The following is a 14,813-nucleotide window of genomic DNA, read 5'->3' as shown; positions in this document are numbered from 1 at the left end:
AGGACCGGCTCCCCCTCAACACAGCCGTATCCGGTGAAGCGCGTGCCAGCGCTTCACCGTCGGCGGAACGCACGACGCTCCATGGAACGCGCCCACCTCGAGCGGCCGACTGCGTGGAGCCGGGCAAGGACCGCCTCCCCACCAACACATCCGTATCCGGGAAAGCGCGTCCCAGCGCTTTCCCGTCGGCGGAACGCACGACGCTCCACCGAACGCGCCCACCCCGAAAAGCCGACCGCGCGGAGCCGGACAAGGACCGGCTCCCCCTCGACACAGCCGTATCCGGGAAAGCGCGTCCCAGCGCTTTCCCGTCGGCGGAACGCACGACGCTCCACAGAACGCGCCCACCCCGAAAAGCCGACCGCGCCGGGCCGGGCAGGGACCGGCCCGGAATCGAACTCAGAACCAGTCGGATTCCCGGACGGCCTTCATGGCGGCGCGGCGGTCGTCCTGGGAGAGGCGGTCGAGGTAGAGGCGTCCGTCGAGGTGGTCGCATTCGTGCTGGAGGGCCTGGGCCATGAGGCCGTCGCCTTCGAGGACGATCTCGTTGCCGTCGAGGTCGGTGCCGCGGACCTTCGCGTGCGGGTAGCGGATCGCGGGGTACCAGAGGTTCGGGACGGAGAGGCAGCCCTCGTCGACCGGTTGCGGGTCTCCGCTGAGCTCGATGATCTCGGGGTTGAGGATGTACCCGATGACGCCGTCGACGTTGTAGCTGAAGGCGCGGAGGTTGACGCCGATCTGGGGGGCTGCGACGCCGGCGCGTCCGGGCGGTCGGACGCTGTCGACGAGGTCCTGGACGAGGCCGCGGACGCCGGCGTCGACCGTCTCGATGGTCGTGGACGGGGTCTTCAGCACCGGGTCCCCGAAGATGCGGATCTGGCGTTCGGTCATGTGGTGCGCTCCCTCAGGGCCTCCTCCGCGCTCAGGAGGGCGTTCTCGACGACTTCGCTCGCTGCGGGGTGCGGCCAGTACTGGCTGCGGGCGAGTCCGCGGATGCCGGTGCCGGCGCTGGCGGCCTGGACGAGCGGCTGAATGAGGATACTGGCCTGCGGCCCGATGATGTGCGCGCCGAGGAGGGCGCCGTCGATGCCGACGACCAGGAGGCAGGCGCTGGAGTCGTCCTCGAGCGCCCAGCCGAAGGCGGTGGAACCGTACTCCTGGGTGACGGTGACGACGTCCAGGCCCTGGTCCCGCGCTTCGGCCGCGGTGAGCCCGAAGTGGGCGATCTGCGGGTGGGCGAAGATCGCGCCGGGCACCGGCGAGAGGGTGTCGGAGAGCAGCTCGCCCGGGTGCAGGAGGTTGTGCGCCACGAGGCGCGCCTCGTGGTTGGCGACGTGCTTGAGCTGCCAGCGGGACGACACGTCGCCGAGGGCGAAGAGGCCGGGCACGGGGCGTCCGCCGGAGAGGACGCGCTGCTCGGGGTCGACGCTGATCCGGCCGTCCTCGTGCAGATCGATCCCGACGGAGGCGGCGGCGACCGTGTCGCTGTTGGGGTCGCGGCCGAGGGCGACGAGGAGCAGGTCGGTCTCGACCGTCGTGCCGTCGCTGAGGGCGACGCGGAGCCCGTCAGGGCGGGCGTCGACGCTCTCGGCGCTCACTCCGGTGAGCACCGTGTACCGCTCGGCGGCGATCCCGGTGAACCGGCGCGAGACGTCCTCGTCGAGGGCGCGGAGGAGGCGGTCGCCGCGGACGGCGACGGTCACGGCCGTGCCGAAGGAGGAGAAGACGTGGGCGAACTCGACGGCCACCGCGCCGCCGCCGAGGATCAGCATCCGCTCGGGGAGCTCGTCGAGCCGCATGACGGAGGAGGAGTCCTGGATGCGGGGGTCCGGCTCGTACGCGGCGAGGAGCGGCCTGGGCCGCGAGCCGGCGGCCACGACCACCTGCGGCGCACTGATGCGGGCACCGCTGGCGCTGACGAGGACGTGCGGGCGGTCGCCGTCTCCGAGCGACTCGAAGCCGAAGCTCTCGCGGAGGACGGTCACGTTCGGGGAGCGCTGATCGCGGTACTCGAAACCGCCCTCGCTGATCGCGTCGATCCGGCCGAACACCCGGTCGCGCACCTCGGCCCACTCGGGGCGGCGGAGGCGGGAGTGGACGCCGATCGGGCCGCCCTGGTCGACGTCGGTGATCACGTCGGCGACATGGACGAACATCTTGGTCGGGATGCAGCCGGCGTTGAGGCAGGTGCCGCCGAACCACTCCCCGTCGTCGAGGATCGCGACCCGCAGGCCGTCGAACTCCGGACCGACGATCGAGTTGCCGGAGCCGGCCCCGATGACGATCAAGTCGAAGGAGTCGGTGGTCGCGTCGGGTCCGTCGGTGCGGTCCTGGAACGCGGCGGACGCCGCCTCGGAGCCCCGGGGCTCAGACACGTCGGACCGGCATGCCCTCGACCACTAGCGCGGCGAGCAGGCGTGCGGCGTCCTTCGTGCCCTCGCGCAGCTGCTCCCACTTCACCACGGATCCGGCGGCGAGCACCGGGTCGTAGGGGATGCGGACGATGTCGCGGACGCGGGAGCGGAAGTGCGACTCGATCTCCTCCAGCTTCACCAGGCTCGTGCCCTGCGTCGCCGTGTTGAGCGCGACGACCGCGTTGCGCACCAGGGCGCCGTAGCCGTTCGCGTCCAGCCAGGTGAGGGTCTCGGAGGCCAGGCGGGCCTCGTCGACGCTGCCGCCCGAGACGATCACCACCGTGTCGGCGCGCTGCAGCGTGGGCCGCATCACCGAGTGCACGATGCCCGTGCCGCAGTCGGTGAGCATGATCGAGTAGAAGCGCTCGACCAGGTCGGCGACCACGTTGTAGTCGTCCTCGTCGAAGGCCTCGGAGAGCTGCGGGTCGGTGTCGGAGGCGAGGACGTCGAGGCGGGTCTCGTCGCGGGAGACCATCGTCGAGAACTCGGTGAACCCCGTCACGCCGGCCGCGCGGTTCACGACGTCGCGGACGGTCGCCCGCGTCTGCTTGGGGACGCGCTCGGCCAGGGTGCCGCGGTCGGGGTTCGCGTCGACCGCGATGATGCGGTCCTCGCGCGCGTCGGCGAGGGCCATGCCCAGGAGCGTCGTGACCGTGGTCTTGCCGACGCCGCCCTTGCGGGTCATTACCGGGACGAAGCGGGTGCCGCCCTCGAACTGCCGGCCGATCCGCTCGTCCATCGCCTTCCACGCCTTCACCTTCGCGGAGTCGCCGAGGTTGACCGTGTGGAAGGTCAGGCCGTAGAGGAAGCGGTGCCAGCCGCCCGTGGGAGCGGGACGGGTCTTGCGGTTGACCTCCAGGAGCCTGTCCGGGGTGAGCATCGACGCCGACTCGGGGACGGCGGCGCTCGGCGCGGACGGGGCGGGAGCGGCGCTCGAGGACTCGGCGCGGAGGCGGTCGCGGCGCGTGGGGACGGCGGCGGGCTCCCCCGCGGACTCGGACGCCGCGGGCTTCTCGGCGGACTCCGCTCGGGCGGGGATCCCCGCCGAGACCGGTCCGTTCGCGCCGGACGGGTGAGCGGGAGCCGGTGAGGGGGTCGGAGCAGGACTCGGCTCCGGGGGCACGAGAGCGCGCGAGCGCGAGGGCGGCAGGCCGAGGCGGCCGACGTCGATCGCGTCCTCGTCCTCGACCGGAGCGGGGGCGGTGGAGCGGCGCCGCGGGCCGGGCGGGGTGATCCGCACGCCGTCGGGCAGGAGGGTCGGAGCGGTGTCGCTCGCTCGCGGGGAGTACTGACCCGATTCCCGAGCCGCGTCCATGGCGGTCCGCGGCGTGGGACCGGTGCCGGTGTCGGTGTCGGGCTGTTCGTCGTTGCGCTCATCCATGCGAACGAGCCTCCTTCCGCTCAGGACGAGTGTACCGGCGGGCCCGGATCGCGCCGGGCGGGTTGGTCGGAGCGCGCTCCGACTGCTAGTGCGGCCCGCTTCCGGAGGCGGCGCGGACGGCGCGTGCAGCGAACGGTTAGGTTCTGCCGCCCGGAGGAACGTAAAGTAGTCAGCCATGCATGTACTCAGCGTGAGCTCCCTCAAGGGCGGCGTCGGCAAGACCACGGTGACGCTCGGCCTTGCATCCGCGGCGTTCTCGAAGGGCCTGCGAACGCTGGTCGTCGACCTCGATCCCCAGTCCGACGTGTCGACCGGAATGGACATCAACGTCGCCGGCCACCTCAACATCGCCGACGTCCTGACGTCGCCGAAGGAGAAGATCGTCCGCTCGGCGATCGCCCCCTCCGGCTGGACCAAGGAGCACCACGGCACGATCGACGTGCTGATCGGCAGCCCCTCCGCGATCAACTTCGACGGGCCGCACCCCAGCATCCGCGACATCTGGAAGCTCGAGGAGGCCCTCGCGAGCGTCGAGGCCGACTACGACCTCGTGCTGATCGACTGCGCCCCCTCGCTCAATGCCCTGACCCGCACGGCCTGGGCCGCGAGCGACCGCGTCGCCGTCGTCACGGAGCCGGGCCTGTTCTCGGTGGCCGCCGCCGACCGGGCGCTCCGGGCGATCGAGGAGATCCGCCGCGGACTCAGCCCGCGCCTCCAGCCGCTGGGCATCATCGTCAACCGCGCCCGCGTCCAGTCGCTGGAGCACCAGTTCCGGATCAAGGAGCTGCGCGACATGTTCGGGCCGCTCGTCCTCAGCCCGCAGCTCCCGGAGCGCACCTCCCTTCAGCAGGCGCAGGGCGCGGCGAAGCCCGTCCACGTCTGGCCCGGGGAGAGCGCCCAGGAGATGGCGCACAACTTCGACCTGCTGCTCGACCGCGTCATCCGCACCGGACGCATCGGCGAGCAGGTCCCCGCGGCGACCTAGGGCCGGCGGGTCCGCCGGACTTCTCCGGCTCGAGATCTCGGGACGCGGGCGATGCTCGGTGCCCGAGGAGTGCCAGGGACGGCGCCGGCGGACGCTCGGCGTCGGAGTTCAGCGCGGACTCTCGATGCGCGGGCGGAGCCCATCGTCGGATCCGCAGGGCGGGACACGGACGGAGCCCGTCATCGGACCCGCATGCTAGCGGGCGTGATCGGCGGGGAGCTCGCGTCCGGCGGACGGATCACGCGGGCGGGGCCCGCCATTCGACCAGCTCGGTGAGACTCGGGTGCCGCCCGTTGCCCGCTCAGCACGGCTGCAGGCAGGTCCGCTCCTGATCAGCTGAGCGCGCGGAGGAGACCCCGGAGTCCCCGGGGCCGCGGCCGACCCGCGAGGGGTGGGCGGTCAGCCGACGCGGCGGGAGGCGCGGCGCTGGGCGAGCTCGTCGCCCGGGTCGACCGACTGATGGTCGAGCTCGACGAGGCTCGACTCGACTTCGCGGAGGACCTTGCCGACGGCGATGCCGAAGACGCCCTGGCCGCGGCTGAGCAGGTCGATGACCTCGTCGTTCGAGGTGCAGAGGTAGACGCTCGCGCCGTCGCTCATCAGGGTCGTCTGGGCGAGGTCGTCGACCCCGGACTCGCGGAGCTGGTTGACCGCCGTGCGGATCTGCTGGAGCGAGATCCCGGTGTCGAGCAGGCGCTTGACCAGCTTCAGCACGAGGATGTCGCGGAAGCCGTAGAGGCGCTGCGTGCCGGAGCCGGACGCGCCGCGCACGGTGGGCTCGACGAGCTCGGTCCGCGCCCAGTAGTCGAGCTGACGGTAGGTGATCCCCGCGGCGCGCGCCGCGACGGCCCCGCGGTAGCCCGCGTCGGCGTCGAGCTCGGGCAGTCCGTCGGTGAACAGGACGAGGTCGCGCTGGCCGCTGACGTCGCGGCTGACTTCTCTCATCCCTGTGCCTCTCGGATCCGGACGCCGGATCCTCCGAACGCGCTCCCTACCGTACCGACCGGCGCAGGCCGAGTAAACGACATCGGCCTCGGCGCCGCGGCGTGTCGCACGGGCCGCCCGACGGCCGGCGGCGCGGCCCTCACGAGCGGGCGATCCGCGAGAGGGCGCTGCGCACCATCGCCCCGCGGATCGTGCCCAGCTGGGTCGCGAGCCCCACCGCGTTCTCGGCAGCGCCGGCGGAGCCGGACGCCTCTCCGCGGCGGGCGCTGGAGGCGACGACGCTCTCGATGAGCGACATCTCGCGCTCGACGGCGACGCGGAGCGGTCGGAGATGGCGGGGCTCGATACCGGATCGGCCGAGGTCGACGAGCGCCTTGAGCGTCGTCACGGCCTCGTCCCCGAACACGTCGCCGCCCCGCACGAGCCCGGCGGCGATGGCCTCCTGGACGAGAGCGGGCGTGGCACCGGACTCGGCCGCGAGGCCCTCGCGGGTCAAGCGCGTGGCGGGGCCGAGGAGCGAGGCGCTCGGACCCCCGACACCGGCCGGCAGGGCGGGCTCGCGCCCGGCGTCGATGTCGTCGAGGTACCCGCGGATGACCTTGAGGGGGAGGTAGTGGTCGCGCTGCAGCGCGAGGATCATCCGGAGCCGCTCGACGTCGGAGCCCGAGAACTTGCGGTAGCCGGAGTCGGTGCGGGCCGGCGAGACGAGCCCCTGCTCCTCGAGGAAGCGCAGCTTGGACGGGGTAACGTCCGGGAACTCACTGGTCAGCCTGGCCAGCACCTGCCCGATGCTCAGCAGAGCGGCGGAGCCGGTGGGGAGGGCGCGCGCGGAGGAGCGGCCCACGGCTCACGCGTCCGGAGCGGCGACGAGGTCGGCGCGGGACGCGTAGAAGGTGAGTCGGAACTTGCCGACCTGCACCTCGGAGCCGTCGGTGAGGATCGCGGACTCGATCCGGACCCCGTCGAAGTAGGTGCCGTTCAGGGAGCCGAGGTCGTGGACCTCGAACGCCGTGCCCCGGCGGACGAACTCGGCGTGCCGGCGCGAGACCGTGACGTCGTCGAGGAAGATGCCCGCATCGGGGTGACGGCCGACCGTCGTGGAGTCGGTGTCGAGGAGGAAGCGGGCGCCGGTGTTCGGTCCGCGCCGCACGACCAGCAGCGCGGATCCCGAGGGCAGAGCGCCGACGGCCTCGGCCTCCTCGCGCGACGCGCGGTTGTCGAGAGCGGCGAGCTGGGCGCCGATGTCGTCGGTGAACGTCAGAGTCGTCTCCGTCGACGGCTCACCGGGAACGGAATTGTGCTGGGCGGATGATGCTCCACCGACGGGCTCGACCAAGACGTACCTCCTATCAGGTCAGCGTATCCGAATCGTGACCCTCGTCGGACCCCTGCGCACCTGTGCGGACCCCCAGGACGAGGTCCCGTGTCTGGACGGCGTAGACGATCCCGGCCCACCAGTAGAGGAACGCGCCCCACAGCGCGAAGGCCCAGGCGATGGGGAGCGAGGCGGGCGCGAGGGCCGGGAACGCCTGCCCCAGCATGATCAGCGGGAGCGCGTAGAAGAGGCAGAAGGTCGCGAATTTCCCCAGGTGGTGCACGGGAAGCGGTCCGTAGCCGTTGTTCGCCAGGACGACCGCCAGGACCACGAGCATCAGGTCGCGGGCGAGCAGCACGGCGACCAGCCACCAGGGCACCAGTCCGCGGGCCGCGAGGCCCAGGACGGTGGCGAAGATGTAGAGGCGGTCGGCGGCCGGATCGAGGACGCGGCCGAGGCGCGTCATCTGGTCGAAGCGGCGCGCGATCCAGCCGTCGAGGTAGTCGGTGAGGCTCGAGACGACGAGGGTCAGGAGCGCGAGCGCGTCCTCGCCGAGGACCACGAGCACGAGGAACACCGGCACCAGCGCGAGACGCACCATGCTGAGGACGTTCGGGACCGTCCAGATCCGGTCCTCACCGGTGCGCGCCATGCGCCCAGCCTAGGCGGGGCGCACGGCGGCGTGGTCAGCGCTTGTCGCGCCAGACCCGCTCGAACGGCAGGCGCCAGGCGTGCGGCGCGATCAGCTGGTGGATGGCGTTCGGCCCCCAGGAGCCGGGCGCGTAGAGACGGACGGGCGGCGGATCCTGCAGGAGGGGCGCGGAGACCTCCCAGAGCCGCTCGATGCCCTCCGCGGTGGTGAACAGCGTGTGGTCTCCGCGCATCGCGTCGAGGATCAGGCGCTCGTAGGCCTCGAGAGCGTCGCCCGCGCGGTCGGTCTCCTGGAGCGCGAACTGCATGCTCAGCTTGTCGAGCCGCATGCCGGGACCGGGGCGCTTCCCGTAGAACGAGAGCGAGACCTTCGAGGCGTCCGCCAGGTCGAAGGTGAGGTGGTCCGGGCCGTGGGCACCGACTCCGGAGCCCTGCGGGAACATGCTCTTCGGGGGCTCGCGGAACGCGATCGAGATGATGCGCTGGCCCTCGGCCATCCGCTTGCCGGTGCGGAGGTAGAACGGCACTCCCGCCCAGCGCCAGTTGTCGATCTCGCACTTCAGCGCGACGAAGGTGTCGGTCTCGGAGTCGGCGGCGACGCCCGGCTCGTCGCGGTAGCCGATGTACTGGCCGCGCACCACGTTCTCGGGGTTCAGCGGACGCATCGAGCGGAAGACCTTGTTCTTCTCCTCGCTGATGGCCTGGGGCTCCAGCGCGGTCGGCGGCTCCATAGCCATGAACGCCAGCACCTGGAAGAGGTGGGTGACGACCATGTCCTTGTACGCGCCGGTGGACTCGTAGAACTCGGCGCGACGGTCGAGCGTGAGGCGCTCGGGGATGTCGATCTGGACGTGATCGATGAAGTTGCGGTTCCAGATGGGCTCGAAGAGGCCGTTGGCGAAGCGGAAGGCGAGGATGTTCTGCGCCGGCTCCTTGCCGAGGAAGTGGTCGATCCGGAAGATCTGCTCCTCGCTGAAGGTCTCGTGGAGCTCCGCGTTGAGGACGACCGCGCTCTCGAGGTCGACGCCGAACGGCTTCTCCATGATGATCCGCGAGCGCTCGACCAGCCCGGCCTCGGCGAGCATCCGCACGACGGAGAGAGCTGCCCTGGGCGGGACGCTGAGGTAGTGCAGCCGGCTCACGTCCGGGCCGAGGACCGCCTCGGCGTCGGTCACGGCGGCGGCCAGCGCGGCCGGACCGGCGGACTGCGGGACGTAGCGGAGCTTGGACGCGAACTCGTCCCACTGCGCCGGCGTCAGGGAGCGGCTCCCGAACTCGTCGTAGGCCAGCTTCGCGAAGGCGCGGAACGAGGCGTCGTCGTGCTCCTCGAGCGAGGTGCCGACGATCTGCAGGTCCGGTGCGAGGGAGGAGAGCGCGAGGTGGGCCATCCCCGGGATGAGCTTGCGCCGGGCCAGGTCGCCGACGGCGCCGAACAGCACGACGACATGGGGTGCCGCCTGCTCGGTCTGGACGGCGGGAGCGGGGGGTGCGGTTGTCACGGTCACCCCTCGATCATTCCAGTTCGGATAGTGACGCAGGCGTCATGTGCTCGATACGCACCGCCGCTAAGGTCTCTCCCGTGCATCCGTTCTCCGACGCGTCCGCCGCGACCGCAGCACCCGCCTCCGCCACCGCCCCCTCCTCCGCCGACGGGACGACCGCGCCTCCGCTCGACGAGAGGATCCGCGCCGACGTCCACCTGCTGGGCGAGCTGCTCGGCCAGGTGCTCCGCGAGTCGGGCGAGCCCTCCCTCTACGAGGACGTGGAGCGCCTGCGCGCGCTCACGATCAGCGCCTACGACAGCGGCGACGCCGCCGGGACCGCGGAGGCGGAGGAGTTCGTCGCCTCGCTCACGCTCGAGCGCGCCGAGGAGGTCGCCCGGGCGTTCACCTGCTACTTCCACCTCGTCAACGTGGCGGAGGAGTTCCACCGCGTCCGCGTGCTGCGCCGGCGCGAGGCCGACGCCGGCGCGCAGTCGCCCGAGGACTCGATCCTCGCCTCGATGCGCCGGCTGACCGGGGAGCTCGGGGAGGACGAGGCGTTCGCGCGCCTGTCCCGACTGGAGTTCCGCCCGGTCCTCACGGCGCACCCGACCGAGGCGCGCCGCCGCGCAGTGGCCTCGACCATCCGCCGCATCAGCGACCTGCTCGAGCAGCGCGACGACCCGCGCATGGGCGGCGTCGTGCTGGTGGAGATCCGCCGCAAGCTGCTGGCCGAGGTCGACACGCTGTGGCGCACCGCTCCGCTGCGCGAGTCCAAGCCCACTCCCCTCGACGAGGTGCGCACCGCGATGAGCGTCTTCGACGAGTCGCTGTTCTCGGTGCTCCCCCGCGTCTACCGCCGCCTCGACGACGCTCTGCTCGGCGAGGGCTCGGGCACCCGGGCTCCGGTCGCACCGGCCTTCGTCCGCCTGGGCACCTGGATCGGCGGCGACCGCGACGGCAATCCCTTCGTCACCGCCGAGACGACCCTCGCTGCGGTGGACATCGCCTCCGAGCACGTCCTCATGGGCCTCGAGCGGGTCGCCCGCCGCGTGGGCCGCGCGCTGACCCTCGACGCGTCGACCACTCCCCCGTCGGCCGCCGTCGAGGCGCTCTGGGCCTCCTGCGTCGAGCGGGCTCCCGAGCTCGCCGCCGACATCGCCGAGCGCTCGCCCAACGAGGCGCACCGCCGCGTCCTGCTCTTCGCGGCCGAGCGCCTGGCCGCGACCCGGTCCGAGGGGCCGCTGGCCTACTCCGCCGCCGCCGAGCTGCTGGCCGAGCTGCGCACCCTCCAGGAGTCCCTGGTCGAGGCCGAGGACGTCCGCGCCGCCTACGGCGACCTCCAGGACTTCGTCTGGCAGCTCGAGACCTTCGGCTTCCACCTCGCCGAGATCGAGGTGCGCCAGCACTCGAAGGTGCACCGCGAGACGATCGCCGCGATCCGCGCCGGCGAGGAGCTCGACGAGCGCGGCCTCGAGGTCCTGTCGGTGTTCCGGGCGATCGCGAAGGTCCAGGAGCGCTTCGGCACCGACGCGGCGAGGCGGTACATCGTCTCCTTCACGCAGTCGGCCGACGACCTGCGGACGGTCTTCGAACTGGCCGAGGCGGCGACCGACGGCAAGCCGCCGATCATCGACGCGGTCCCGCTCTTCGAGACCTTCGCCGACCTCGACGCCTCGACCGACATCCTCGCCGAGATGATCCGCCTCCCCCAGGTGCAGGCGCGCCTCGCGGCCACCGGCAACCGGCTCGAGGTGATGCTCGGCTACTCCGACTCGTCGAAGGACGTCGGACCGGTCTCGGCGACGCTCGCGCTCTACGACGCGCAGGCGCGCATCGCGCAGTGGGCGGCCGACGAGGGCATCGTGCTCACGCTGTTCCACGGGCGCGGCGGAGCGCTCGGCCGCGGCGGCGGGCCGGCCAACCGGGCCGTCCTCGCGCAGCCGCCCGGATCGGTGGACGGCCGCTTCAAGCTGACGGAGCAGGGCGAGGTCATCTTCGCCCGCTACGGCAACCCGGACATCGCCACCCGGCACATCGAGCAGGTGGCGGGAGCGACGCTGCTCGCCTCCTCCCCCGCGGTGGGCGAGCGCAACGCGGGCGCCGCGGAGCGCTTCGCCGAGGTGGCGGCGACGATGGACCGCGAGTCGCGCCGCCGCTTCTTCGAGCTCGTGAAGGCCGACGGCTTCGCGCCGTGGTTCGCCCGGGTCACCCCCCAGGAGGAGGTGGGCCTGCTCGCCCTCGGCTCGCGTCCGGCCCGCCGCGGCCTCTCCGTCGAGTCGCTCGAGGACCTGCGAGCGATCCCGTGGGTCTTCGCCTGGACCCAGGCCCGCGTCAACCTGACCGGCTGGTTCGGGCTGGGCAGCGCGCTCGAGGCCGTCGGCGACCTCGACCTGCTCCGCGAGGCCTACGCCTCCTGGCCGCTGTTCACGACGATGGTCGACAACGTGGAGATGTCGCTCGCGAAGACCGACGAGGGCATCGCCCGCCGCTACCTCGCCCTCGACTCCCGCGACGACCTCGCCGGACTCGTGCTCGACGAGATGGCGCTCACCCGCCGGTGGGTGCTCTCGATCACCGGCGAGGAGAGCCTGCTCACGGGCCACCGCGTGCTCGGCCGTGCCGTGCGCCTGCGCACCCCGTACGTCAACGCGCTCTCGCTCCTGCAGCTGCGCGCACTGAAGGCGCTCCGCACCGACCCGGGCGGATCCGGGACGGAGCAGAACCAGCGGCTGCTCCTGCTCGCGGTCAACGGAGTCGCGGCGGGGCTGCAGAACACCGGCTGATCCCGGCTCGGAACGACGGAACCCCCGGCGGCCTCACGGCTGCCGGGGGTTCTCGTGCGTCTGCGGGCGCCTCCCGCCTGCGGAGCGGGTCGAGGCGCCGGGCGGATCAGGCCTGCGGGGCGACGCCGGCCTCCTGAGCGGCCTTCGCCTCCTCGTACTGACGGCGCACCTCGACCATGTCGAGGCCGCGGACCTGCTCGATCAGGTTGTCGAGCGCGGGGGCGGGCAGGGCGCCGGGCTGAGCCATCAGCGGGATCCCGTCGCGGTACACCACGAGGGTGGGGATGGAGGAGATGCCGTAGCTCGCGGCGAGCTGCTGCTGGTCCTCCGTGTCGACCTTCGCGAAGGTGATGTCGGCGTTCTTCTCGCTCGTGGCCTCGAAGACCGGAGCAAACTGCTTGCACGGGCCGCACCAGTCGGCCCAGAAGTCGATGAGGACGATGCCGTCGGCGATCGTCTGGTCGTGGGAGTCGAGGGTCATCGCAGTCGTAGCCATGGGGGATGCAACCGGGTGCCCCCGCGGCCTATTCCCGGGCGGGATCGAGGAGGTCGAGCAGCGACCTCGGACCGACCACGGCGGCCCCGAGCGCCTCGACGCGGGCGGCCAGTCCACGGTCGGCCGTCACGACGACCGCGGTCTCGAGCGCGCCGACCAGCTCGACGATCGCGTCGTCGCCCGAGCCGTCGGCCGCGTGGACCGTCAGCCGCTCCGTGAGAGCGCCCGCCTCCGGACGGGCGGCGCGCGCCACTCCCTCGAGCACCACGGCGATGCGCGGCCAGACCGTGTCGGCGTCGATCCCCAGGAGACGGCCGGGGACGCCGGCCTCCGCGAGGCGGGCCAGGGAGGCGAGGAGGCGCTCCGCGGCGCCGGCGCGGTCGCGCCACCAGCCGTCGGGGCGTGAGCCGACCACGTTGGCGGCGTCCACGACGAGCACCGGGATCGAGGAGCCGAGCGCGCGCAGACCCGGCCAGGCCGCTCCGAAGCCCGGGTGCAGCGGCAGGGAGTCGACCTCGTCGGGGGCGACCCAGCGCAGCTCGGTGCTCTCGGCGTCGCTGATGCGGGGAGTGAAGTGCTCGCGGGACTCGGCCAGGACGGTGGAGTAGCTCCACGGTCCGATCACGACGACGCTGGAGAGCACGGGCAGGATCAGGTCGGCGGGGACGCCCGCCTCCTCCTCCGACTCCCGGAGGGCCGCCTCGAAGGCCGTCTCCTCGGGGTGACGGGCGCCGCCGGGCAGCCCCCAGGTGTCGCCGAAGTGGCTCCAGCTGACGCGGTGCTGGAGCAGGACGCGTCCCGACGGATCGCGCAGGAGGAGGCCGGCGGCGCCGAAGCGCCCCCAGAAGCGGCGTCCGTCGCCGATCTCGACCCAGCCGTCGCCGAGCGACGCGTCGAAGGGGTGGCGCGGGAGCACGGCGTCCGCGCCGGGGTCCTCGCTGGTCATGCCCTCCAGCCTCCCACACCGCGCCCGCCGCGCCCGACCCCGACGGGCTGGCAGAATCGGACGATGCGCCGCTCGAGACCCCTCCGCCTCGCGACGCTCGCCTGGCTCGCGCTGATCGCCCTGATCACGCTGACGCCCGCGCCCTACCCGGCCGGGGAGCCCAACGCGCTGATCCGCGGGATCATCGCCTTCCTCGCTTCCACGCCGCTCACCGGCTGGTTCAACTTCGACGTGGCGGAGTTCACCGCGAACGTGCTGCTCTTCGTGCCGCTCGGTGCGCTGATCGCCGCGCAGCTGCCGGCGGGTCGCCGCCTCTGGGCCGCCGCCATCGGGCTCGCCGTGTCGGCGGCCGTCGAGACAGCGCAGCTGCTGTGGCTGCCGACCCGCGTCTCCGACGTGCAGGACCTCGTCTCGAACGGCAGCGGCTCCCTGATCGGCGCCCTGCTGACGATCGCGCTGCTCCGCTTCTCCCCCCGCCGCCGCTCCCGGAAGGACCGCACCGCCCATGCCCGCTGAGACCCTCGTCGTCCTCGACCGACCCTCCCTCGACGCCGAGGCCCACTCGCCGGGAGGACCCGCGCACCGCATCGATCCGAGCGGGCGCGGCGATCTGGACGTCACCGACCTCGGCTTCACCCGCGGCGACGGCGTGTTCGAGACGATCAACCTGGTCGACGGACGGCTGCAGGCGCTCGACGCGCACCTGGACCGCTTCGAGCGCTCGGCCCGGATGCTCGACCTGCCCCGGCCGGACCGGGCCGCCTGGCTCGAGGCGATCGGAGCGGCGGTGGCCGCGCACCCGCCCGTCGCCGAGGCGATGGTGAAGACGATCCTGACCCGCGGCGTCGAGGGCGGCGGGCGGCCCACCGGCGTCGTCTTCGTCCAGACCAGCCCGGACTTCGGCCCGGCCCGCCGCGACGGCGTGCGCGTGGTGCTGCTGGACCGCGGGCTGCGCTCGGACGTGCAGTCGACGTCCCCCTGGCTGCTCGCCGGCGCGAAGACGCTCTCGTACGCGGTGAACCGTGCGGCCGTGCGGGAGGCTGCCCGGCGCGGTGCCGACGACGCCCTGTTCGTGTCGAGCGACGGCTACCTGCTCGAGGGGCCGACCTCGAACCTCGTGCTGCTGACGGGCGGGGAGCTCGTGACTCCTCCGCCGAGCCTCGGGCTGCTGCCCGGCACCACGCAGGCCGACCTGTTCGCGCTCGCGCCGGGCCTCGGCCTCGGGACGGCGGTGCGTCCGCTGCGCTCGGGCGATCTGGAGGCGGCGGACGCGGCGTGGCTGGTCTCGAGCGCGCGCAACGCCGCTCCCGTCCGCGCCGTCGACGGGACCGACCGCCGCGTCGACGCCGACCTCTCGGCCCGGATCAACGCCGCGCTGCTCGCCCGCTGAGACTCCGATCCTCCCCGTGGGAC

At 72.7% G+C, this 14,813-nt stretch carries 14 protein-coding genes; 4 read left to right on the top strand and 10 right to left on the bottom strand.

Going from position 1 to position 14,813, the window contains the following annotated elements:
- Positions 1-399: 399 nt before the first annotated feature.
- The 3 genes from def to C5B98_RS17235 are packed head-to-tail and all read right to left on the bottom strand — an operon-like array spanning position 400 to position 3,795.
- Entirely contained in the window at positions 400-891 is a 492-nt protein-coding gene (gene def / locus C5B98_RS06695) for a peptide deformylase (RefSeq protein WP_104327503.1), read from the bottom strand.
- Positions 888-2,375 (bottom strand): mycothione reductase, encoded by a 1,488-nt coding sequence (locus C5B98_RS06690; protein WP_104327502.1) that lies wholly within the window; start codon positions 2,373-2,375, stop codon positions 888-890. The genes def and C5B98_RS06690 overlap by 4 nt, the downstream gene beginning before the upstream one ends.
- On the bottom strand, positions 2,368-3,795 hold the full coding sequence (locus C5B98_RS17235; protein WP_258059246.1) for a MinD/ParA family protein: 1,428 nt from the start codon (positions 3,793-3,795) through the stop codon (positions 2,368-2,370). Before C5B98_RS17235 ends, C5B98_RS06690 begins: the two co-directional genes overlap by 8 nt.
- Before the next feature lie 175 nt (positions 3,796-3,970).
- Between C5B98_RS17235 and C5B98_RS06680 the strand changes: the two genes are divergently transcribed.
- Positions 3,971-4,780, top strand: a complete 810-nt coding sequence (locus tag C5B98_RS06680; RefSeq protein WP_104222576.1) for a ParA family protein — start codon at positions 3,971-3,973, stop codon at positions 4,778-4,780.
- Between the two features lie 399 nt (positions 4,781-5,179).
- Here the strand turns inward: C5B98_RS06680 and C5B98_RS06675 are convergent, their stop codons facing one another.
- The 5 genes from C5B98_RS06675 to zwf form a co-directional block, all read right to left on the bottom strand.
- Positions 5,180-5,725, bottom strand: coding sequence for a MerR family transcriptional regulator (locus tag C5B98_RS06675; RefSeq protein WP_104222575.1), 546 nt, complete (start codon positions 5,723-5,725; stop codon positions 5,180-5,182).
- Between the two features lie 139 nt (positions 5,726-5,864).
- Positions 5,865-6,569, bottom strand: coding sequence for a MerR family transcriptional regulator (locus tag C5B98_RS06670; RefSeq protein ID WP_104222574.1), 705 nt, complete (start codon positions 6,567-6,569; stop codon positions 5,865-5,867).
- A 3-nt stretch (positions 6,570-6,572) separates the two neighbouring features.
- The gene (locus tag C5B98_RS06665; RefSeq protein WP_104222573.1) at positions 6,573-7,061 is read right to left on the bottom strand and encodes an FHA domain-containing protein; all 489 of its coding nucleotides are present in this window, start codon (positions 7,059-7,061) and stop codon (positions 6,573-6,575) included.
- A gap of 13 nt (positions 7,062-7,074) precedes the next feature.
- A complete protein-coding gene (locus tag C5B98_RS06660) occupies positions 7,075-7,692 on the bottom strand; it encodes a CDP-alcohol phosphatidyltransferase family protein (protein WP_104222572.1) in 618 nt (205 codons plus the stop codon).
- A 34-nt stretch (positions 7,693-7,726) separates the two neighbouring features.
- Entirely contained in the window at positions 7,727-9,190 is a 1,464-nt protein-coding gene (gene zwf / locus C5B98_RS06655) for a glucose-6-phosphate dehydrogenase (RefSeq protein ID WP_104225448.1), read from the bottom strand.
- A 44-nt stretch (positions 9,191-9,234) separates the two neighbouring features.
- Between zwf and C5B98_RS06650 the strand changes: the two genes are divergently transcribed.
- The gene (locus C5B98_RS06650) at positions 9,235-11,958 is read left to right on the top strand and encodes a phosphoenolpyruvate carboxylase (RefSeq protein WP_104222571.1); all 2,724 of its coding nucleotides are present in this window, start codon (positions 9,235-9,237) and stop codon (positions 11,956-11,958) included.
- A gap of 106 nt (positions 11,959-12,064) precedes the next feature.
- Here C5B98_RS06650 and trxA read toward each other — a convergent pair whose 3' ends face one another.
- Entirely contained in the window at positions 12,065-12,454 is a 390-nt protein-coding gene (gene trxA, locus C5B98_RS06645; RefSeq protein ID WP_104222570.1) for a thioredoxin, read from the bottom strand.
- Between the two features lie 28 nt (positions 12,455-12,482).
- Positions 12,483-13,400, bottom strand: coding sequence for an NUDIX domain-containing protein (locus tag C5B98_RS06640; protein ID WP_104225383.1), 918 nt, complete (start codon positions 13,398-13,400; stop codon positions 12,483-12,485).
- A 63-nt stretch (positions 13,401-13,463) separates the two neighbouring features.
- Here C5B98_RS06640 and C5B98_RS06635 point away from each other — a divergent pair, with 63 nt between their 5' ends.
- Both C5B98_RS06635 and C5B98_RS06630 read left to right on the top strand, forming a co-directional pair.
- Positions 13,464-13,916 carry a VanZ family protein gene (locus C5B98_RS06635; RefSeq protein ID WP_104327501.1) on the top strand — a complete coding sequence of 151 codons (453 nt, stop codon included), beginning with the start codon at positions 13,464-13,466 and terminating at the stop codon, positions 13,914-13,916.
- A complete protein-coding gene (locus C5B98_RS06630) occupies positions 13,906-14,790 on the top strand; it encodes an aminotransferase class IV (protein ID WP_104309609.1) in 885 nt (294 codons plus the stop codon). Before C5B98_RS06635 ends, C5B98_RS06630 begins: the two co-directional genes overlap by 11 nt.
- The last annotated feature ends 23 nt before the right edge of the window (positions 14,791-14,813 follow it).

It is taken from the genome of Rathayibacter sp. AY1A5, assembly GCF_002930875.1.
Classification (GTDB): domain Bacteria; phylum Actinomycetota; class Actinomycetes; order Actinomycetales; family Microbacteriaceae; genus Rathayibacter.
Note: the sequence above shows the minus strand (reverse complement) of the source record. Positions and strands in the feature narration are given on the sequence as shown.